Origin of the sequence: Rhizobium sp. Leaf262 (genome assembly GCF_001422245.1) — a bacterium.
GTDB lineage: Bacteria > Pseudomonadota > Alphaproteobacteria > Rhizobiales > Rhizobiaceae > Agrobacterium.
Window position 1 is genome coordinate 145,662 of sequence record NZ_LMMM01000007.1, and the last position, 21,525, is coordinate 167,186.

The window sequence follows — 21,525 nt, forward strand, 5'->3', positions numbered from 1 at the left end:
ACCGAGATCGGACAAGATGTTCAATGTAGAACGGCTTCCCCCCTTGAAGTTCGACAATATTCAACCTTTCACTTAAAGCGCCGCTCCGGACACACATAGCACCTGTCTAACAGATGCCTTTCCTAACGAGTCCTATAGGCCCACCGATGGAGATATCGTCGAGGAGACGAGAAATCATACTTTTATAACTTTACCGTGAAACGGCGTCCCCCTTGCCTGAACCGAAAGCGGTAGCAATGAGCAGCCCTATATCTTTAGAGAACCTAGCGGTCCTGATGTAGTGTGCGTCGACTTGTGCAAGTTTTTCCGGAGTAGACATATCAATCCCCTGAAGCTGAGCTGCGCCTGTGATGCCGGGCCGAACATCAAAAACATCGTGAAACCGGCGAGCCACAATAACGTCATGCTGGCTTGGCAGGCATGGGCGCGGGCCCACAAGGCTCATTTCTCCCTTCAGGACATTGATCAACTGCGGCACCTCGTCCAGCTTCAGCGCCCGCAACTTTTTGCCAAGCGGTGTAATCCACGACTGGCAAGCATCGTGGGAACTCACGTGAGGAGTGCCGTGCACCATGGTACGCAACTTAACGCAGAAAAAAGGAACTTCAAGACGACCGACACGTTCCTGGAGAAAAAATGCACCTCCAGGCGATGTGCGGCGTATGGCGACGATAAGTACAATCAGCACCGGCGAGAACATGACCAAGCCCAAGGCCGCAACCGCGATATCGAAAAATCTTTTTACCCGTTTTTCTATCTCTGTCGTCATAGCTGAGCCTTTTTCTCGCTTTTCGTCTCCAAGGGTGTCCCAGATGGCAAGGTCGTCAAATTGACCTCCTTATGCCTTCCTCAAGGGAGAACGGTGGTGTCCAGTCTAAAACAGATCTGGTGTGAGAGATATTGACCTCAAGACTGTCGATCAGCCGCTCTACCATAGCACCCTTGCCAGTCGCACGCGCAACGTTTCGCAGCAGATATAGAGGGCACGGAAAAAGTCTTACCGAACGGTTCATCGCACGCGCGACCTGACGTACAAGGTCTGGTGTCGATAAGCCGGGACCGTCAGCTACCATAAAAGTCTGCCCAACGGCTGCTTTATGAGACGATGCCATGAGGATCAGGTCTACTAAATTTTCGACGTAGACTATCGAACGCCGATTGTTTAGCGACGCCAGAGGCAGAGGGAAACCACTACGAACAAGCTTCACAAGAATATTGAAGCTACCCTTCGCGCCCCATCCGTATACGAGGGGTGGGCGTATTATGACGAGCTCCATACCTGACTCTTTCGTCAAGATTGTCAAACGCTGCTCGGCCTCCGACTTCGAGAGGGCATAGTCAGTTTGAGGCCTGAGCGGTGCATCAGCCTTGAAAGGAGATAATGGAGGTGATCGCTCTCCATTTACCTTGACCGTACTTATAAATACAAATCGCCCAACACCATTCTCCGCAGACTGCTCGGCCAGCCGCATGGTGCCGTCAAGATTCACCGACCTGAAATCAGCCGCCGAAGCTTCCCTTTTATCGATGACATTCTGGTTGCATGAAGCCAGATGGACGACGGTATCAACGCCACGCAACACGCCTGTCCAGTCGGTTGAGCCGTTGATTTCGCCGATAGGCACATGTCCTGATATCACCGATCGGCTCGCGGCGCGAAACGCGATACCATGCTGATTCAATGACTTGACGAGATATTGCCCGACGAAACCAGATCCACCCGTAACAAGGAACATCAAAAACTCCAGTCATCAGAGCGTCACGAGCGGAGCGATACTTCGATCACCCAGCCTGCTTTTGACGCTGCAGAACATAATCCGCAACCTTTGCGAGAGGACGGTAGTCTTCAACAAGCTCGCAAAGAAACCGCTTGACGCCTGTTGCGTCACCTTCGCTAGTAACGGCAGCAAGGCGCTCAAGCTCACGTTCGAGAATACTCCATTCTAAAAACTGTTCATGTGCCCGCATGACTTTCGGATGTTCTGTCGCTTCCGTCATGTCTCCGATCAGCATTTCTTCATAGAGCTTTTCACCCGGTCTAAGTCCAGTTGTGGCGATGCGAATGTCACCACCTGGATTCATTTCGTCCTGAACAGTCAACCCAGACAGCTCCACCATACGCCGCGCCAGATCTATAATTTTGATGGGCTCTCCCATGTCCAAGACAAAAACATCACCGCCTTTACCCATTGCACCTGCCTGCACGACGAGCTGCGTCGCCTCAGGAACCGTCATGAAGAAACGGGTCATTTCTGGGTCAGTAAGAGTAACCGGCCCACCTGCCCTTATTTGATCACGAAACAATGGAACCACCGATCCAGAAGATCCCAAAACGTTGCCGAAACGCACCATGGTCAGCTTCGTACGTGCTCCGTTTGCCGCAAGAGACTGAAGGATGATTTCCGCAAGACGTTTTGTAGCTCCCATGACGTTGGTAGGTCTGACAGCTTTATCGGTACTGACAAGGATGAAACTCTCGGCACCTGCGGCAATAGCCGCTTTCGCGACGGTCAACGTACCGAATACGTTCGTCTTGACGCCTTCAACAGGATTTTGCTCAACAAGTGGCACATGCTTGTAAGCGGCAGCATGATAAACTGTCGTGGGTTTCCATGTCTCTAATATTGTCTTGATCCGGAGTTCGTCGCGAACATCTGCAAGCAAGGGGATGACCTGCAAAAAATCGCCATTTTTCCGCAACAATTCGTTTTCCAACGAGTAAAGCCCATACTCGTTTTGATCCAATAACAGAAGTATAGATGGACGCGACTTTATCAGCCCTCTGCACAACTCGCTGCCGATCGAACCGGCAGCCCCTGTGACGAGAACAACCTTGTCTCTGACATTGCGTTCTAACAGAGCCTGATCGGGCAAAACCGGCGCCCGTCCTAGCAAATCTTCGACATCAAGCTCGTACATCTCTGTATACTGTGCATGACCCCTGGTCAGTGCATTGAGATCCGGAACGGTACGCACTGCGACGCGCGCGCCCCGCAACTGCTCTATGATTTCATTTCGACGCTGGCGGTTAATCTTTGGTAGCGCTAGAAGAATTGTACTTACGTTTAGACGCGCGCTCAGATCAACGATGTTGGCGGGGCTGTAAACTTTAATGCCCGCAATAAGGCTTCCGTGCAGATTTATGTCATCATCAAGATAGCCTACGACCCTGAGGTCGGCACTATGACTCAACGCTCCACCAAACTGTCGCCCTTCAAAGCCCGCACCGTAAATTAAAATATTTCGTTGATTACTGAGCCTCAGTATCCGGTTGTAGGCTTCGTACAAAAAATATCTTGTCGTGAAGCGTGACAAACCAATGGCTATGAGCAGAAGCAGCGGCTGCAGGATACCGACCGTACGGGGTATGCCCGGAAAACTTATCGCCGTAAAAATTGCCATGAAAGCCAAGCCGTAAACCGTAATAGCCTTGATGACTGTAATGAATGCAGACCACCCGATAAAACGAAATATCGCACGATAAAGTCCCATTCGTATGAAAATAGGCAGAGCGATGGCGAGCGAGACTGGGATCGTCAGGAGCTGTACGCCTGAAAGGGCAACCCAGTTATTCATACGAAAACAGAAGGACAACCAGATCGTTATAATGCATAGGGATATATCAACAATCAGAGCCAGCGCTCGCTTTGTGGAGCGTGGAAGATTGAGGATATGCTCGACGTATTTGTCAGCGATCATGCCTCATTCCTTTTCGCTTTATCGGGGTGCGTAGTGGATAAAGCAGCACCTCCTGATGTCCACGGCTGGATACACCATCATCATGCGACGCAAGTCCAAGGCGCATCATCTTTGAGCAAGCAAAACAGACCGCACCAAAAAGAAGCGCAAAAGATTCTCCTAGTGCTAACCTGTTGTTTGAATTGCTGAGAATGGTGAACGCGAAGAAGATTGCACATGTAACATAGCACGCGCACGCACTTTTGCTGATGATGCCCTGGCTAGAGGCACGGTGGACACGATGAAGTCCGGTCAAAAAAATCACGCCACTGATGATGAGGCCGAAAAGACCATGGCGCACTAATATTTCGAAATATCCATTGTGCAGAAGCGTGTAAGGAATTGCCGCATAATGTGTAGAATGCCAGAGCGTTAACCAGCCGTTACCACTACCGAAGACTGGCGCTGCTGCGATAACTTCAAGCGCATTAGACCAAAGTTGCAACCGCTCATTCATCGAAGGCGGTGTATCTTGCGACGCAGTGGTTTGCTCGAGAACAGTAAAGACCGACGAACCACCATCAAAATTCTTAATCATCGACATAGTCGACTTTACGGTCGGCCCGACGACGTCGACAAGGTGATCGCTGACCCAATAAATGCTGCCACAAAGCAAAACCAAGCCAATAACCACGACAATAAGCGCTGTCTTGACACGCAAGTACATAAATATCGACAGAAACATCAAAATTAAAGCCGGGATCAGTGCAAGCCATACGCCTTTCGACTTCGATCCGTAAATATTGAATAAAGCAAGCGGGATAATGATGCTCGCAATGATTGAAACCACAGCTCTGGTTGTTCGCGAACTGCCAACTTCGTAATGATGGGCTGCCCAGTAAAATGCACCGACAAGCAGAAACCCACATCCAACCGCGCCATGAATCGGATTGTGGTGGAAAAGTGGAAAACCCCTTTCTCCATTTGCAATCGGAACCCACTGCGTCGACACAATTATCATGATCATAGCGAGCAAAAAAAAAGCAAAGAAGACACCCTTGCTCGCGTGCCAACTCTTGATTAACGCGCTACCTAAAAAGGGGAACAATATCGGAAAAGCGTACAGCCATTCCGAAGCTCCCCTTTCACCAGTCATTGCCAAATCGATAATAAAGCGTGTGATTACGACCGTCCCGGACAGGACACATAACGCAGCCAACCAATCGCCAGGAAAATATTTTTCCTCCCTAACACTACCGAACAACGCGTAAAAGATCAAAACTATAGCCGCGTATCGATACGCATCGCTTTCCACGAGCGTGACGGACAGCATCAACACCCAGAGAGTGACAACAAGAAACTGCATGAGAAGCGTATTACTATAGTCTCGTATGCCAATCACGACAGCGCGTACCTAATTCGTCGGACATATTCAACAGCGCGAATAAGATGTGTGATAATCTTGCGTAGACCTTTCACCTTCACTGCGCGGTACTCTTCCCTACTAGCGATTTGACTGAAATGCGAACGATCAGATAACTCAACAATATTTTGCTGAACGGTGAAAATCTTTACGCCAGTTTTCCATCCACGTTCAAGAGCAATATCATATGGAAAATTTATGCGCTGAATCGTAGCGAGCAACCGCGCTGCGCCCACCCTAGTGACTAGATAACATGCTGCTGACCCCTGTGGTCCATGAAGACATTTTCCCACTCGGTCACCATACTCAGTCACAACCATCTCTCGAAAAAATTTCGACCTGTGGCTGAGCAGCTTCACTACCTCAGCAGTTGGCAACGATTTTTGGATAGCCATCGCTCTGGGTATTATGTTTACATCTAGATCGACATCATCTTCCACAATAATAGCGCTCGTGTTTGCGCTTGATAAAAACAGTTCCAAAGCCCGGATGTGAGCTTTATAGCAACCGTATTCCCCTGGAAGCAAAATCCGACCATTCCGACGAATAAATGCTTTTTCGTCAAAACCCACTCGCTGCTCATTTTCGACTTCTCGTCCATCGACTCCGATTACACGCTCGACATGCATACCGACGCACCGAGCCTGAGAAGAGATTGCACTCCACCGATCGGACGATCGGTCGAGATTTATAATATAAGTTGCAATCTTATCAGACAAACTTCAACCCACCTGGCCAGATTTCTCGAGAATCTTCTGGCACACAAACGAATGCTCATACGAGACTTATGAAAAGCCTATATCAATTCAACATTATTATTACTTCCTTTTTTATAGTTTCCCCAACTTAACTCTCATTCCTGAGCGACATTGGGTGAAAACGCTGGGTTGAATTCATTGCAATCACCATCTTACGCAACTACATACTAAGGAACTTAGAGCTGGCTTGGCAAATTTGAACAGCCGGGATAAGTGGAATTTCTACCTGCCTTCGGCTTAGATGCCGAGAACAGGGAACCGTGACGAGACGACCGCCTCGGAACCACAGCCCGGCTTTCAGAGAAAAGTGGCGCGCGCCGCTATTCCCAGCAGTTTGATGCGCATGCCAACCAAATCAAACAGTGGAAAGAGCAGTTCCTTGAGGAGCAACAGGGGTTTCGGCTATGAAGCGAAAGCGGAACCAGCGGCTCCAGCCGTCGATGTAAAAACGCAGCACGCCGAGATTGGCGAAGTGATACTGGAGAACGATTTTTTGGCCGGAGCGCTCGGCAAGGCGGGATTGCTGGGGCGGAAGAAATAATAGATGGCGAGCACAAACTCTCCGTCGTGCGCCAAGCGAAGCTTCTCGAATTCAGCCGTGGCACTGTCTATTATCTGTCTCGTCCCTTGCCTAGCGGCGATCTTGCCCTAGTGCGCCGGATATACCGTCGCCCGAACACATCCAAACCAGTGCTAGGTCACAAACTATCCCTACCTCCCGCGAAAGCTGGCGGTCACTCAACCTAATTAGGTGTGGGCAGTGGACATAGCCTATGTCCCGGTGGCTCCCGGTTTTTTCTACCTCTGCGCCGTCGTGGACTCGTTCAGCCCTAGGGTTCTGTGGTGGCGGGTGCGATCACGATGGAAGCGGATTTCTACATCAAAGCAGTGGAGGAGGCGCTGGATCGCTATGACAAACCTGACCTCTACAATGGCCGACGCCCACATTCATCCCGTGACCGGCAGACGCCGGATCATGCCTATTTCAACGCGCTGGCACCAATGATGGTGGCGGCATAATCGAGGCGGAAATCCACTTAGCAAAACTCCCGAAACTAGTCAGACAAACCGAGCCAGCTCTATCCTCAAAATTTCCTCGATCATAGTGCCGAAAAAATTTTACTTTTGAAGCCCGTTAATTGGCGGGTGATCGCCTCTTGAAGTCTATCAGATTCGAACCAAAGGGGCTGAGGGCGGTCGCGTGGGAACCATGGTCAACCGTGACTGGAGTGGATCGCAGGATGGATACATTGGGCGGTTTGTCGTCGCGACTCACCGACGACGTATCTGCCCTGCTTGCAGGCGGAACTGCCCTACACGCCGGTAGCCTCCCATCCAAGGGGTACGGGCACTATGACCTGCTCGCCGAACCCTAATGACTTAGACGAGTGGTATTTATGGGAAGTCCCCTTGACCTGCGGTATCACTATCTTTCCGCCTGAAATGACCCGCAATCTCAAAGACTACGCCTCACCGCATCATGTTCTGCAAATCTGGTCCGTTGAACTGTTCCGGTAGAAGCACGCTTTGCTCCATTAAGACATTGAAATATACGAAAAGTAGAAACATGGCTGGGGCGCCAGGATTCGAACCTGGGAATGCCGGTACCAAAAACCGGTGCCTTACCGCTTGGCGACGCCCCACCAGGGCAGATAAGCGAAGCGCCACTGCCTGAACCGGGCCTGATTATCAAAGCGCACTGCCAGCGGCAATCATTAAGTTGAGGTGTAGACAATATTTCTTGTGGGTGCACCAGACGCTTCATGTTAGTTCAGAAGAACACTTGCCGTCCCCGCACTTTCAGGTGAAGTCCCCATGAGCAAATACTCGGCCCGACCACCCGCCATTCCCACAACGTTGCTCGACGATGCCGCTGTGCGAATCATTCGCTGGGATTTTCGAGCCGGGCGCGGATACCGGCCACCACACGCATGGTCTCGGTTACGTGGTGGTGCCAATGACGGATTGTCATTTTTTGATCGAGGAAGAAAACGGCAGCCGACATGTGGATGTGGCGCAGGGAATGCCTTATCGGCGCGACGCCGGTATTTCGCATAATGTCGTCAACGGCGGTAGCAAGCCGATGTCCTTCATCGAGATCGAATATAAGTGAGCGTAGACTGAGACGATGGCAGACCCCGAATTCAACCGTGACTTCGATCCCGCCTATGGCATCGCCGTGCCCGTGGCGGATGGTGTGCAGCGCATCACCGTCAACAATCCCTCGGCCTTTACCTTCCATGGAACGAACAGCTATATCGTTGGCGACAAATCCGTGGCGGTCATCGATCCCGGCCCGGAGGACGAGGCGCATTTTCAGGCCTTGATGGCGGCGCTTGCGGGCCGCGAGGTCACGCATATTTTCGTCAGCCATACGCATCGCGACCACTCGCCGCTGGCGGCGCGGTTGAAGCTGGCGACTGGAGCGCTGACGGTGGCCGAAGGTCCGCATCGGGCTGCACGACCTCTGCATGAGGGTGAGCGCAATCCCTTTGCCGAGAGTTCCGACACGGATTTCGTGCCGGATATCGCGTTGGGGGATGGCAAAAGCATCTCAGGCGACGGATGGGCGCTGACGGCTCTGCATACACCCGGCCACACGGCCAATCATTCCGCCTTTGCGCTCGATGATAGCGGCATCGTCTTTTCAGCCGACCATGTGATGGCATGGGCCACAACCATCGTCGCGCCGCCGGATGGATCGATGAGCGATTACATGGCCTCGCTGGCGAAGCTTCTGAAGCGCAAGGACCGGATGTTTCTGCCCGGCCATGGCGGGCCGGTGAACGACCCAACTGCCTTCATGCGCGGGTTGCGGGCGCACAGGCGCATGCGGGAAAAGGCCGTGCTGGCGCGTATCAAGGCGGGCGACCGGACCATACCCGATATGGTGAAGATCATCTACCGAAGCACCGACCCGCGCCTGCACGGTGCAGCGGCGCTTTCCGTTCTGGCGCATATCGAAGACCTGATTGAAAAAGGCGAAGTGCAGACGGATGGACCACCTTCGCTCGGTGGGGTTTATTTGCCCCGTTGACGACAGGGCTTAGTCCTCAAATGGATTAATGATCTCAAGCGTGAGCAAGTCAAAATCCGCCACGTTTCGCGTTGCGAGGGATGCGCCCCGTGATATTGCGATGGCGGCGATCTGTGCATCGAACTGACTGATGGGCCTGCCAAGCGCGCGACGGTCTGCGGCAATTTTTGCATAAATATTTGCTGCATCACTATCGAACGGAAGCACCCTTCCCCTCAGATCCTCGGAAAATATCGGCAATATGGCTGCTTCCAATTCGCGCCTGCGACGACCTTCGGGAAGCATCCGCAAGCCGTAGAGGATTTCCGCTTCCGTTACAGCAGTGGTGAAAATGGACGCTGAGGATTGTCTGTCAAACCAATCCAGAACTGACGAAGCGGGGTGAGTCTTGAGAAGCTCGGAGATCACATTCGTGTCGAGGACAATCAAGCGTCACCGAAATCTGGGGCGGCACGAATGGCGTCGCGAGGCGGAACTTCAATCTCCACGGCGCCCTTTTGCAATCGTGCACGTATTGTTTCTGCAAGATTTCTGCTCTGCGCCTCATCGACAGAAACGGCAGCTGACAAGATGTCACGCGCTTCTTCCTCTATCGAGCGCCCATGGTGAGCAGCGCGAACGCTCAGTCGCCGCTTGAGAGTCTCGTCAATGTTGGGGATCGTCATGCTTGCCATCACGTTTCCTCGTTCATCATCAGCTGAAACATAATGCAACGAATGTCTTTTCTCAACGAGATTGGACCAGAGGCATTGTTACATCAATTATCATTCAAACCCTGCATTTCCGCATCCAGCGCATCCAGATAGGCCTCGGCGATATCCGCGCCCATGCCCAGATCATGCGGGCCGAAGCGGGAGGCGACGCGGACGTCTACCAGCGTGGTTTCGGTGTCTTCGCGCAGACGGATGAGGACATCGAAGCGCAGGCCCCAGATAAGGCTGCGCATTTCTCCCTGTAGCATCACCACGCCGCTGCCATTGAAGAAGGTGGGGGCCGGAGCCTCTGCCGGGCGGGCCAGTGGTACGGGAACGTTGGTGGGCAACTCGTCGATGGGCGTGTCGTTGGTGCCTTCGGTCTGGTCCTGCCTGGGCACGCCGGGCTGAACATCCGGCAGAGAGCCGATCAGGCCATCGGTGTGGGCAATGCGGATGCGCTGGGCCTTCGCCACCTTGCGGGCGGCGGTGTAGACGCGGTCTATCGCGCCTTCATAGCGGTGGCCTGCAAGGCTTGGATAGGCTGCGACCTGCGCATCACGATCTGCCTTGGATATGATGGTCGGGCGTGGCAGCCATTGCTGGTTGGCGGTTGGAATGGAAAGCCAGTTCGGCGCATCGGCAATGTCTGTCGAGACGTCATAGATATGCGGTTTCTGCCAATAGAGAAACGCTGCAAATGCCACGACGCCCAAAGGGATGGCGGCAAGCAGAATGGCGTAAAACGACCAGAGCCCACCCTTGGCACCGGCAGACCAGAGGCGTTGCAGGCCGATGATGGCGAGCACCAGCGCGACAGTGGCAATGGCTGCGGAAATGAGGGTCAGCGAAATGAAATCCGGCAGCGTGAGCGGGCCGAAGCGGTGCAGAGGTGCAGCGATGAGAAACAGCACGAGCGCCGACAGCCCGAGATATCGGGACAGATATGCCGCAAAGGACACGGGCCGAACGAAACGCACAGTCATAAAACGGCACCTGGCTTGGCATCCCGCCGCTGCAACCGTTGAACAGATGTGCACGACATGCCGTCATATTTCAAAGATGGCGTTTCGCGTGGAATCGCCGAGGATATTCCGTCATAATGGGTTTCTGATTGGAATGGAATAATTCCACCCTTCGATGGCGCAACGGCAAACACTTTTCTGCGACGTGTTTTCCAAACGCAACCTTTGCCCGGCATCGGACTTTTCTCTGCGCTCAAACAGTCGTATCAGTGAGCGCAAAGCAGCCACAGTCGCTGTGATCAGGGAGTGACCATCATGCGTGTTTCCATCGTCCTTAGTGCCCTTGCGGCAACCATGGCGCTTTCGGCTTGCCAGACGCTGAGCCCGGAGGAACGGCGGGCGCGTGACGAGGCCACCTGCCGCGGTTATGGCTTCCGCCCCAACACCGACCAGATGGCCGGTTGCCTGCTGGATCTGGACCTAGACCGCCGTGCCGATGCCCGCGCCTGGCAGGCGCAGTCCAGCCGCGACATGTTCTATCGTCCGGTCGTGGTGGAACGCCGCATCATCGTGCAGAACCGCTAAGCCTTACACCTTCGCCGGAATCGCCCTGAGCGGCACGACCTTCGAGACGGTTTCGGTGTCACGCTTCTGCGCCATGGCAAGCGTCGCCTGCGCCGCAGAGAGACGCGCTATCGGCACGCGGAAGGGTGAGCAGGACACGTAGTCCAGTCCTGCATCCTCGCAGAAATGGATGGAGGCCGGGTCGCCGCCATGTTCGCCGCAGATGCCGAGCTTGAGTTCCGGTCGCGTCTGACGGCCACGATCTGCGGCTATGCGAATCAACTCACCCACACCATCGAAATCCAGCGATACGAAGGGGTCGCGCTCAATGATGCCCTTACGCTGATAGGTCTCGATGAAGCGGGCAGCATCGTCACGCGAGATGCCGAAGGTCGTCTGCGTCAGGTCGTTGGTGCCGAAGGAGAAGAATTCGGCAGCTTCTGCAATGACATGGGCGCGAAGGGCCGCGCGCGGCAACTCGATCATGGTGCCGGTCAGATATTCGAGCGCCATGCCGGTTTCCTGCGCCACGGCTGCGGCCACACGGTCGATGACGGCGCGAACGTAATCCAGCTCGGATCGCAGACCGACCAGCGGTACCATAATTTCTGGCACGACCGGCGCACCGGTCTGGCGGGCGGCTTCCACGGCGGCTTCGAAGATGGCGCGGGCCTGCATTTCGGCAATTTCAGGATAGGAAATGGCCAGACGACAGCCGCGATGGCCCAGCATTGGGTTGAACTCATGCAGGGCATCCAGCCGCTGGCGAAACAGCGTCTGCGACATGCCCATGGCCGCTGCGACCTCAACGATCTCGCCATCCGTCTTCGGAAGGAATTCGTGCAAAGGCGGGTCCAGCAAACGGATAGTCACCGGCAGGCCGTGCATGATGGAGAACAGGTCGGTGAAATCCTGCCGCTGCATGGGCAGCAACTGGTCGAGTGCCGCCCGCCTGCCCTCTTCGTGCTCGGCGAGAATCATTTCGCGCATGACCTGAATGCGGTCACCTTCGAAAAACATGTGTTCGGTACGGCAAAGACCGATGCCTTCCGCGCCAAAAGCACGGGCGGCGCGGGCATCGGCGGGCGTATCGGCATTGGTGCGCACCGTCATGCGACGGGTGGCGTCTGCCCATTCCATCAGCTTGGCGAAATCACCGGACAGTTCCGGCTGCGTCATCGGCACTTCGCCCTTCATCACACGACCTGAGGAACCATCGATGGTGATGACATCGCCTCGCTTCAGCATGCAGCCCACGCCGATCAGGACGTTGTTGCGCACGTCCACCCGCATGGAGCCTGCGCCGGAAACGCAAGGGATGCCCATGCCACGCGCCACCACGGCCGCGTGGCTGGTCATGCCGCCGCGCGTGGTCAGAATGCCTTCTGCGGCATGCATGCCGTGAATGTCTTCCGGGCTGGTTTCCATGCGCACGAGAATGACGCGGCGACCCTCTGCCTTGGCGGAAACCGCTTCCTCGGAAGTAAAGACGATCTCGCCAGATGCAGCACCCGGCGAGGCCGGAAGGCCGGAGCCGATGATGGGCCGTTCGATGGAGGGATCGATGGTCGGGTGCAGCAACTGGTCGAGCGAGGACGGTTCGATCCGGCAGATCGCCTCATCGGTGGTCACAAGACCTTCGGCCACCATGTCGACGGCAATCTTCATCGCCGCCTTGGTGGTGCGCTTGCCGGAACGGGTCTGCAACATCCACAATTTGCCGCGCTCTATGGTGAATTCCATATCCTGCATATCGCGGTAGTGGCTTTCCAGCCGTCCGCATATCGCGAGGAACTCCGAGAATGCCTCCGGCATCAGTTTTTCCATCGACGGCTTGTCGGAGCCGGAACAGATGCGCGCGTCTTCGGTGATGGATTGCGGCGTGCGAATGCCCGCAACCACATCCTCTCCCTGCGCATTGACGAGGAATTCGCCGTAAAGTTCTTTTTCGCCGGTGGAGGGATTGCGGGTAAATGCAACGCCTGTCGCCGATGACGAGCCGAGATTACCGAACACCATGGCCTGAACATTGACCGCCGTACCCCAGTCTCCCGGGATATTGTGCAGGTGACGATAGGTGACGGCGCGGGTGTTCATCCAGCTGGCAAAGACGGCACCGATGGCGCCCCACAATTGCACCTGTGTGTCCTGCGGAAAGGGTTCGTCCAGTTCCTCTTCGATGAGGCTCTTGTAACGTGAGACGACATGCTGCCACTCGGCGGCGGAAAGCTCGGTATCGTATTCGTAGCCAAGGCGACCTTTTTCGTCTTCGAGAATTTCCTCGAAGATTTCGTGGTCGAGGCCCATGACGACATCGGCATACATCTGGATGAAACGGCGGTAGCTATCCCATGCAAAGCGGGCGTCGCCGGATTTTTCCGCCAGTGCCTGCACCGTCTGGTCGTTGAGGCCGAGATTCAGCACCGTGTCCATCATGCCTGGCATGGAGGCACGTGCACCGGAACGGACGGACAGCAACAGCGGCTGGGGACCTGCACCAAACGTGCAACCGGTAATGCTCTCCACGGCGCAAATGCCGCTTGTGACCTGCAATTTCAGCTCTTCAGGCAAGGAGCGACCGCCCTGATGATAACGCGCGCAGGCCTCGCTGATGATGGTCAGGCCGGGTGGAACAGGCAGGCCGAGGCTCGCCATTTCAGCAAGGTTCGCACCCTTGCCGCCCAACAGCGCAACGTCACCCGCACAGCCTTCGGCCTTTCCATCGCCAAAGGTATAGACCCATTTTTTCATACTACGCTCTCCACCCAGAAGCGTTCTTGTTTTTCAACCCTTTACAGCATTGTTTCTTTGTTGGGAACGCCAGTCACGGCAACTTGCCATTGCAGTGCAGCATAAATACGGCGCGCAGGGCCATCATCCAAAACAAAAGCCGCCCGCGGTGATCGCGGGCGGCCTGTTTTGGCATCACTTCAACCGTTTCAGAACTCTTCCCAGTCCGCCTTGACTGCCGCATTTCCGTTGAAGGCAGAGGCGATCTTGCGGCCCAGCGCACGTGCAGGCGATGCCGCCGGACGTTCGCTGGCCGTGGCCGTCCGAACCGGCGCGGCGCTGTAGGCGCCCTGCCCGTCNCAGCAGAAGCACGCCGTAAAGCAGCGCCGGACGTTCGCTGGCCGTGGCCGTCCGAACCGGCGCGGCGCTGTAGGCGCCCTGCCCGTCATGACCCAACTTGAACTGCCCCAGAAGATGGTTCAGCGAGGCTGCTTCCTTCGCAAGGCCGTGGCTGGCCGCCGTCTGCTCTTCCACCATGGCAGCGTTCTTCTGCGTGTCCTGATCCATCTGGTTGACCGCCGTGTTGATCTGCTGCAGGCCGGAGGACTGCTCCTGCGCCGCATCCACGATGGCGACCACGTGACGGTTGATTTCCTGCACTTCGGTAACGATGGTCTCCAAGGCGCGACCGGTCTCGCCGACCAGCTGCACGCCTTCCTGAACCTGCGCATTCGATGTGGTGATCAGTGCCTTGATGTCCTTGGCAGCGCTGGCAGACCGCTGCGCCAGTTCACGCACTTCCTGCGCCACGACTGCAAAGCCCTTGCCTGCCTCACCAGCACGCGCCGCTTCCACACCGGCGTTGAGCGCCAGAAGGTTGGTCTGGAAGGCGATCTCGTCGATGACGCTGATGATGTTGGAAATCTCAGACGACGACTTTTCGATCTGCTCCATGGCAACCACGGCCTTGCGCACGACATTGCCGGACTGTTCGGCACCGGTGCGGGCCCTGGCCACGAGGTGACCGGCCTCCTGCGCACGCTTGGTTGAGTCCTTCACGGTCGTGGTGATCTGCTCCAGCGCTGCTGCGGTTTCTTCCACCGATGCAGCCTGCTGTTCGGTGCGCGCTTGGCCAGATCGTCGGCAGCCGAGCGGATTTCGTTGGCACCGGCATCGATGCCGCGAGCGTTTTGCGCCACCCGGCTCAGCGCCGACTGCAGCTTTTCAGCAGAGGCGTTGAAGTTAGAGCGCACTGCATCCAGATGCTGCACGAAAGGCTGGCTGATGCGATAGGAGACATCACCATCGGCAAGCCGCGACAGGGCATCGGCCAGATTATCGACGGCATAACTCGTATCTGCGGCTTCCCTTGCCTTCTGTTCTTCGCGGGCGATCCGCTCCTTTTCCGACAGCGAACGATTGGCTTCGGCTTCGGTTTCCAACCGTGCACGCTCGATGGCGTTGTTGCGGAAGATGACGACATTGCGGGCCATCTGACCAATCTCGTCCGTCCGATCCGCCCCGGGAATTTCGAGTTCGACATTGCCTTCCGTCAAGGCCGACATGGAGCCGGTCATTGCCTGGATCGGTTTCAGGACGCCACGAACGACGATGAAGACGGATAGTGCGGCGATGATCAGAGCGATAGCACCTAGAACCGCCATCGTCTTGAGGATGAACAGACGCAAATCTTCACCGATCTGCATGCCCTCCTTGGCGGCAGTCAGCTGGATCGCCGTCAGTTTAGAGACGGAATTGCTGAGCGGATCAACGATAGAATACAGTTCAACCTTGGCAAAATTGCTGAGCTCACTCTTATCGCCGCTGGTCAGAAGCGCTCCGATTGCCTTGATTTTCGGGTCGGCGGTCTGGCGCAGGGTTTCGAACTCGGCAACCAGCCGCTTTTCCTCATCGGTGAGATAGGTTGCCGTGTAATCCTTCCAGGATTTATCGATATCCTGCATCGCATCCTGAATATTCTTGCTTCCCTCTGCCCCGGTCATCGTTCCCGCATCCACCTTGTGGACGGTATCGACGATCTTGACGGCATAATCATCGGAAATGGACTTAAGCTGCCCCATGGGCACCACCCGATCCGCCACGATGCTGCGCGTCAAATCCGACTCTTCGTTCAAAGCATAAAGTGCAAAGCCCGACGTCGCAGAAAGTATAGCAACAAGCAAGAATATGCAGGAGAGGAGCTTAATGCGAATAGACATGGTGAGCCTCCAATATGAAACATCTACCGTGATTGTCGGCAGCTCTTACGACAGGCCCCGCTAAGATGCACGATTTGGAGATTTATGGTGATACTGAACAATTAATTAGATGTGAAATACAGCTATAATGCATATAAAATATGCAGATTGCTCGTTATTTTCTCAAATGCAGTTCCAAGAAGACGATTGCACCAATCAAAAGGTGATCGTTTTTATTCACAAGCAAACGAAATACAGCCTGTGAGAGAATATGTGCGAAGATTATATCTCATTAATAGATGAAACATAGTAGTTCACGTTACGTCATCTGCCAGAGAAAACCTCAATATTTCCGGCTCCGAGGCGTCAAACGGTCTCGATCAACCGCTCCGCCATCTGCAAATCGACGGAAACCAGCTGCGACACGCCCTGCTCTGCCATGGTGACGCCGAACAGGCGATCCATGCGGGCCATGGTGATGGGGTTGTGGGTGATGATGACGAAGCGCGTTTCGGTAGACGCCACCATCTCGTCCATCAGGTTACAGTAACGCTCGACATTGTGGTCGTCGAGCGGGGCATCCACCTCGTCCAGCACGCAGATTGGCGCGGGGTTGGTGAGGAAGACGGCAAAGATCAGCGCCATGGCGGTCAAGGCCTGCTCGCCGCCGGACAGCAGCGTCATGGTCTGCGGCTTTTTGCCGGGCGGGCGGGCGAGGATTTCGAGGCCAGCCTCCAGCGGATCGTCGGATTCGATCAGTTGTAGCTCCGCCGTGCCACCGCCGAAGAGGTGGGTGAACAGCCGCTGGAACTGCGTGTTGACGATATCGAAGGCGGCGACCAGACGCTCCCGGCCCTCGCGGTTGAGATTATGGATGCCGGCGCGCAGTTTGCGCACGGCATCGATAATGTCGTCACGTTCCTTGATCAGCGCCGCCAGCTTTTCGGAAAGCTCGGCCTGCTCTTCATCGGCGCGCAGGTTGACCGCACCCAGCCGTTCGCGCTCGATCTTCAAACGGTCCAGATCACGCTCGACATCGCGGATTTCAGGCATGGGCGCATCGACTGCCAGGCCCGTCAACCGGAATGCCATATGAGGCTCGACATTCAGCGCTTCGCGGATGCGATGTTCGCCTTCCTGACGTTTCTCGCGGGCGGAGACGAGGCGCTCTTCGGCGCGGCCACGTTTTTCGCGGGCTTCCGCCAGTTCAGACAGCGCGATGGTCGCGGTGCGGTCTGCCTCGCGTTGCAGGTTTTCCGCTTCGACCAGTTGGTCGGCAGCCTGCCGTCTGGCTTCCTCGGTCTTTTGCAGTTGCGTCAGGAGATCGCGGCGCTTCTCATCGAATTCTTCCGGCGCGATATCCAGTTCGGCAAGTTCGTCGCGGGCTTCGTCTTCGCGCTCGCGCAGGGTGGCGATATGGCCGCTGGCACTGGCGGCACGGGCCTGCCATGTGCCACGCTCCTGCGCGATGGCATTGATGCGACGCTGGCGGGCCTCTGCCTCGCGATTCAGGCCTTCATGCTTCGCGCGGGCTTCGGCCACAAGGCTGCGATCGGTCGCGACCTCCAGCTGGCTTTCGCGCAGGCGCAGATCGAGATCGGACAGATCGGCAGCGTCTTCCAGCTCGATGCGGGCATTTTCTTCCTGAACGGCGATATCTTCGATCTGGCCACCGATCTGGTTGATCGCTTCGGAGACGATATCGCGGCGGCGCAGCAGATCGCCGGAGGCGCGTTCTGCCATGGAAAGTGCATCGCGGGCTTCGACCAACTGGCGAGATGCAAGGCGGCTACGCTCCCGCGCATCAGCAAGCTGGCTTTCCACCAGACGAATCTCGTCGGCGCTGGCGGCAAGCTGCTCTTCCGCTTCCTCTAAAGCGTAACGGGCCTCTTCGACCTCGCTTTCCAGTTCGGCCAGACGGTTTTTTTGGGCAAGCCGAAGTGCGGCGTTTCCGGGCGCATCGGCACTGGTGATATGGCCGTCCCAACGAAACAGCGCGCCATCCCTAGTAACAAGGCGCTGGCCGGGTTTCAGCGCGGGCATCAGGCGTTTGGCGTCATCAACGTTTGAGACGATACCCGTCTGGCGCAAGGTGCGTTTCAGCGCGTCCGGGCCTGCGACATGGGCCAGCAGAGAGGACACGCCATCCGGCAGCGCCGGGTCGCTAGCACCTTCGCCATTCGCGGTCCAATAGGCCGGGGCGGCTGGGTCGAGCGGGCTTTCGAGGTCATCCCCTAAGGCAGCACCGAGAGCTGCTTCAAAGCCGCGATCCACCTTCAGCTCTTCCGCCACCGGCGTAAACGAACCGGAGACAGCACCGGCGGCCAGCATTTTGGAGATGGTGCGTGCTTCGGTTTCCAGCGCGTTCAGGCGGCTGCGGGCGGCTTCCACCGGGCCGCGCGCCATGGCTTCCGCCGAACGCGCCTCCGCTACCGCCGTTTCCGCTTCTTCTACCACGATCAACGCGTCTTCGACTGATATTTCGGCGGCTTCTACGCTTTCGCGTTTTTCCGAAGGGTCCGGCAGGCCGGAGAGCTTTTCGTCTATAGTGTCGATTTCGGCAGAAGCTTCCGCGGATTGACGCTCAAGCCGCGCCTTCCGGTCGGCCAGATCGCGGATGGTGCGCTCAAGCTGCGTGCGGTTGGCGGAGGCTTCGGCGCGTTCTGCGGTAAGGCTTGCGAAAACCCGCTCGCTCTCGGCCAGCTTGGCGGCGGCCTCTTCGAAAGCCTCGCGGGTTTCCTCGGAGGTGCGACCCGCGTCAGCCAGAATTTCCAGGATTTCAGCTTCTTCCGAATCCAGACGCGCGAGGATTTCGGCATTGTCGGAGACCATGCGCTCTTCGCGCTCGATATCCTCACCCAATTGCGTCAAACGACGGGCAAGCTCATCGCGGCGACGCAGGATGCGGTTGGTTTCTTCATCCAGTTGCGTGCGGGCGATTTGCAGGCGTTGCAGGGCGGCGGCGACCCTGGCCTCGTTTTCACGCAGTTCCGGCAGCTTGAAGCTGGCGAGACCCTGCGCCTTGGCGGCTTCCATCTGCCGTTGCGCCTTTTCGGCAACCAGATTTGTTGCCTGATTAAGCGCGCTTTCCGCCTCGCCTTCGGCCTGTTTGGCTTCCACCCAGCGAATATGCAGCAAAGTCGCCTCGCGGGCTCGGATATCCGCCGACAGCATCTTGAAGCGGTTGGCCTGTCGCGCCTGCCGTTTCAGGCTTTCGATCTGGCTTTCCAGCTGTGCCGTGACATCTTCCAGCCGCTCCAGATTGGCCTCGGCGGCGCGCAGCCGCAGTTCCGCCTCATGCCTGCGCGAATGCAGGCCGGAGATGCCTGCGGCTTCTTCCAGAAGTTGCCGACGTGCCTGCGGTTTGGCGTTGATGAGTTCGCCGATACGCCCCTGCCCCACCATGGACGGCGAGCGTGCGCCGGTGGAGGCATCGGCAAATAGAAGCTGCACATCCTTGGCGCGGGCTTCCTTGCCATTGATGCGATAGACCGAGCCGTTCTCACGCTCGATACGGCGCGTGACCTGAATTTCATCGGCATCATTGAAGGCGGCGGGCGCGGTGCGGTCGGAATTGTCGAGGTAAAGGCCGACTTCGGCGGTGTTGCGGGCCGGGCGATTGCCGGAGCCGGAAAAGATGACGTCATCCATGCCGGATGCGCGCATGTTTTTGTAGGAATTCTCGCCCATCACCCAGCGAAGCGCTTCGACAAGGTTGGACTTGCCGCAGCCATTGGGACCAACGACGCCGGTCAGGCCCGGCTCGATGATGAATTCTGAAGGCTCGACAAAGGATTTGAAGCCGAGCAGGCCCAGCTTGTTGAACTTCATGCTGCCATGCCCGTTTTCAAGAGAAATAAGGGCCTGTTTGGCAGGACAGCGGCTAACCCCACTCCCCTCATTCCTGTGCTTGTCACAGGAATCCAGCCACGGCGCGTCTGCGCCGTGAATGAACAATCCTCTTCAAAAGCAGAGTCTTTCGCGCCCAAGTCCTTGGGCGCACTGGATTCCTGTGACAGGCACAGGAATGAGGGCAGCCTGATAGGGCCGCCCGTCATGTCGAAACGGAAGGGTTTACAGAAGGCTGTCGACAAGAGCCGACATATTTTCCACAGACATGTCTCCAGCGTAGCGCTTTCCGTTGATGATGAAGGTTGGGGTCGAGTTGACGCCAAACTCCGTCGCACCGCGTTGCATCGTTGCGTTCACATCATCCAGAAGCTTCTGGTTCGTCAAGCAGGCCTCGAATGTCTCCTGTGAAAAACCGGCCAGTTTCGACATTTGCAGCAGTGCTGCGCGGGCATCCTGCGCGGTTGCCCATGTCTGCTGCTGTTTGAACAGCATCGAGACGAATGGGTAATACTGCTGCTCAGGTGCGCAACGGGCCAGCATGAAGGCAGCGGCAGCACGCGGATCGAACGGGAATTCGCGGATGATGAAGTAGACCTTGCCGGTGTCGATATACTTCTTCTTGATTTCTTCGAAGGTCGTGTTGTGGAAATGCGCGCAGTGCGGGCACGTCATCGACATATATTCGACGATCTTAACCGGTGCATTCGCATCACCCAGCGCGCGGTCCGGCAGCGGACCCGGCTTCAGCACTTCGGCCATGTCCACATTGCCGGAGGATTCTGGCAGATCCTGCGCAAGTGCCGCATTGGGCGTCAGGGCAAAAGGAAGTGCCGCGGCCACTGCGGCAAGGGCGACACCGCCCAGAAGATTGCGGCGGGTGATATTGAATTCAGGAAAATGCATCAAGCACCTATGTGTGAAAGACTGGAATCGTCTGCAATTGCGATATCGCGGCCACTTGTTCAGAACAAGCGGCCATTTCTCTTCTTCTTGTCAAAGAATTGTGACCAGTCAAGGACAGTCTTGACCGAAAGACTGCTTCAAATCGTCCGGCCTGCTTTTCGCTTCTGCATAACGGCGGTTCCCAGGCGCTCCACGGCCTTGCGCAAAGCCTCGCTTTCAATGCCTTCCATCATGCCTTCAAGCCGTCTGGCGGCATCGCCGCGCAACGGCTGCGGCTTGGGTCGACGGTTCAGCGTCTGCGAAACAGGTTTCTGCACGATCCTGATCTGGCGCACGGCGGGAAAGCCGAAAAAGCCGTTGATGCGGGAAATAAGCTCACCCTGTGCATGGGTCAGAAACAGCGCACGCGCACCTTCGCAGGCAATGGTCAGAACGCCGGGCTGATAGCCGCCGCGATCCGGTCCCTCGTCACGACGCGGCCAGGTGATTTTTTCCGGGCGGGTGCAATCTGCAAAATCGCTTCCTGCGATTTCATCCCAGGAGCCGAGCAAAGACGTGCTGATTCCAGCGCGTTTCGCCAGAACCGGATCGATGATGCCGTTTGCGATTTCGGCAATCTGTATAACGCCTTTGCGGGGCTTTTTCATTCTCACCTCTGCAACTCGCGGCTTGATCGGCGCAAGCGGATGAACCAAGTATAGGCGCAATACGAGGGCCACAGCAAA

Annotated in this window: 14 protein-coding genes, 1 tRNA gene and 4 pseudogenes; 4 read left to right on the plus strand and 15 right to left on the minus strand. The window is 56.2% G+C overall.

The genetic code is table 11. The annotated features are described in order from the left end of the window. Positions 1-190 precede the first annotated feature (190 nt). From ASF29_RS09685 to ASF29_RS09705, 5 genes are read right to left on the minus strand one after another with little or no spacing between them, the layout of a single operon-like run. Entirely contained in the window at positions 191-769 is a 579-nt protein-coding gene (locus tag ASF29_RS09685) for a sugar transferase (protein ID WP_062450481.1), read from the minus strand. Positions 770-824: 55 nt separating this feature from the next. Further along, entirely contained in the window at positions 825-1,736 is a 912-nt protein-coding gene (locus ASF29_RS09690; protein WP_062450482.1) for an NAD-dependent epimerase/dehydratase family protein, read from the minus strand. Positions 1,737-1,782: 46 nt separating this feature from the next. Continuing rightward, positions 1,783-3,699 (minus strand): nucleoside-diphosphate sugar epimerase/dehydratase, encoded by a 1,917-nt coding sequence (locus ASF29_RS09695; protein WP_062450483.1) that lies wholly within the window; start codon positions 3,697-3,699, stop codon positions 1,783-1,785. Then, positions 3,689-5,044, minus strand: a complete 1,356-nt coding sequence (locus tag ASF29_RS09700; protein WP_082453450.1) for an O-antigen ligase family protein — start codon at positions 5,042-5,044, stop codon at positions 3,689-3,691. The genes ASF29_RS09695 and ASF29_RS09700 overlap by 11 nt, the downstream gene beginning before the upstream one ends. Positions 5,045-5,076: 32 nt before the next feature. Then, a complete protein-coding gene (locus ASF29_RS09705) occupies positions 5,077-5,820 on the minus strand; it encodes a glycosyltransferase family 25 protein (RefSeq protein WP_062450484.1) in 744 nt (247 codons plus the stop codon). A 280-nt stretch (positions 5,821-6,100) separates the two neighbouring features. On the opposite strand from ASF29_RS09705, the pseudogene ASF29_RS23920 reads away from it, so the two are divergent. Further along, a pseudogene (locus tag ASF29_RS23920) lies at positions 6,101-6,879 on the plus strand (DDE-type integrase/transposase/recombinase). Between the two features lie 548 nt (positions 6,880-7,427). Here the strand turns inward: ASF29_RS23920 and ASF29_RS09715 are convergent. Beyond that, positions 7,428-7,502, minus strand: a tRNA-Gln gene (locus ASF29_RS09715). Between the two features lie 172 nt (positions 7,503-7,674). Between ASF29_RS09715 and ASF29_RS09720 the strand changes: the two are divergent. Both ASF29_RS09720 and ASF29_RS09725 read left to right on the plus strand, forming a co-directional pair. Further along, a pseudogene (locus ASF29_RS09720) lies at positions 7,675-7,972 on the plus strand (cupin). Positions 7,973-7,987: 15 nt separating this feature from the next. Then, on the plus strand, positions 7,988-8,896 hold the full coding sequence (locus tag ASF29_RS09725) for an MBL fold metallo-hydrolase (protein ID WP_062450485.1): 909 nt from the start codon (positions 7,988-7,990) through the stop codon (positions 8,894-8,896). Positions 8,897-8,905: 9 nt separating this feature from the next. On the opposite strand, the gene ASF29_RS09730 is transcribed toward ASF29_RS09725, so the two are convergent. The 3 genes from ASF29_RS09730 to ASF29_RS09740 form a co-directional block, all read right to left on the minus strand. Beyond that, a complete protein-coding gene (locus ASF29_RS09730) occupies positions 8,906-9,325 on the minus strand; it encodes a type II toxin-antitoxin system VapC family toxin (RefSeq protein WP_062450486.1) in 420 nt (139 codons plus the stop codon). Further along, positions 9,322-9,570 (minus strand): hypothetical protein, encoded by a 249-nt coding sequence (locus ASF29_RS09735; protein ID WP_062450487.1) that lies wholly within the window; start codon positions 9,568-9,570, stop codon positions 9,322-9,324. Before ASF29_RS09735 ends, ASF29_RS09730 begins: the two co-directional genes overlap by 4 nt. Positions 9,571-9,653: 83 nt before the next feature. Then, entirely contained in the window at positions 9,654-10,574 is a 921-nt protein-coding gene (locus ASF29_RS09740) for a DUF1499 domain-containing protein (RefSeq protein ID WP_062450488.1), read from the minus strand. Positions 10,575-10,868: 294 nt separating this feature from the next. On the opposite strand from ASF29_RS09740, the gene ASF29_RS09745 reads away from it, so the two are divergent. Next, complete coding sequence (locus tag ASF29_RS09745) at positions 10,869-11,138, plus strand: hypothetical protein (RefSeq protein WP_062450489.1); 270 nt, start codon at positions 10,869-10,871, stop codon at positions 11,136-11,138. 3 nt (positions 11,139-11,141) lie between these two features. Here ASF29_RS09745 and ppdK read toward each other — a convergent pair whose 3' ends face one another. The 6 genes and pseudogenes from ppdK to ASF29_RS09770 form a co-directional block, all read right to left on the minus strand. Then, positions 11,142-13,868, minus strand: a complete 2,727-nt coding sequence (gene ppdK, locus ASF29_RS09750; RefSeq protein ID WP_062450490.1) for a pyruvate, phosphate dikinase — start codon at positions 13,866-13,868, stop codon at positions 11,142-11,144. 339 nt (positions 13,869-14,207) lie between these two features. Continuing rightward, positions 14,208-15,472 (minus strand): annotated as a pseudogene (locus ASF29_RS23925) (methyl-accepting chemotaxis protein); the annotation flags it as partial. 90 nt (positions 15,473-15,562) lie between these two features. Beyond that, a pseudogene (locus tag ASF29_RS25095) lies at positions 15,563-16,066 on the minus strand (MCP four helix bundle domain-containing protein); the annotation flags it as partial. 345 nt (positions 16,067-16,411) lie between these two features. Beyond that, complete coding sequence (locus ASF29_RS09760; RefSeq protein ID WP_062450491.1) at positions 16,412-19,876, minus strand: chromosome segregation SMC family protein; 3,465 nt, start codon at positions 19,874-19,876, stop codon at positions 16,412-16,414. Between the two features lie 243 nt (positions 19,877-20,119). Next, positions 20,120-20,800 (minus strand): DsbA family protein, encoded by a 681-nt coding sequence (locus ASF29_RS09765; protein ID WP_062450492.1) that lies wholly within the window; start codon positions 20,798-20,800, stop codon positions 20,120-20,122. A 137-nt stretch (positions 20,801-20,937) separates the two neighbouring features. After that, positions 20,938-21,447, minus strand: coding sequence for a DUF721 domain-containing protein (locus tag ASF29_RS09770; RefSeq protein WP_062450493.1), 510 nt, complete (start codon positions 21,445-21,447; stop codon positions 20,938-20,940). Positions 21,448-21,525: the final 78 nt, after the last annotated feature.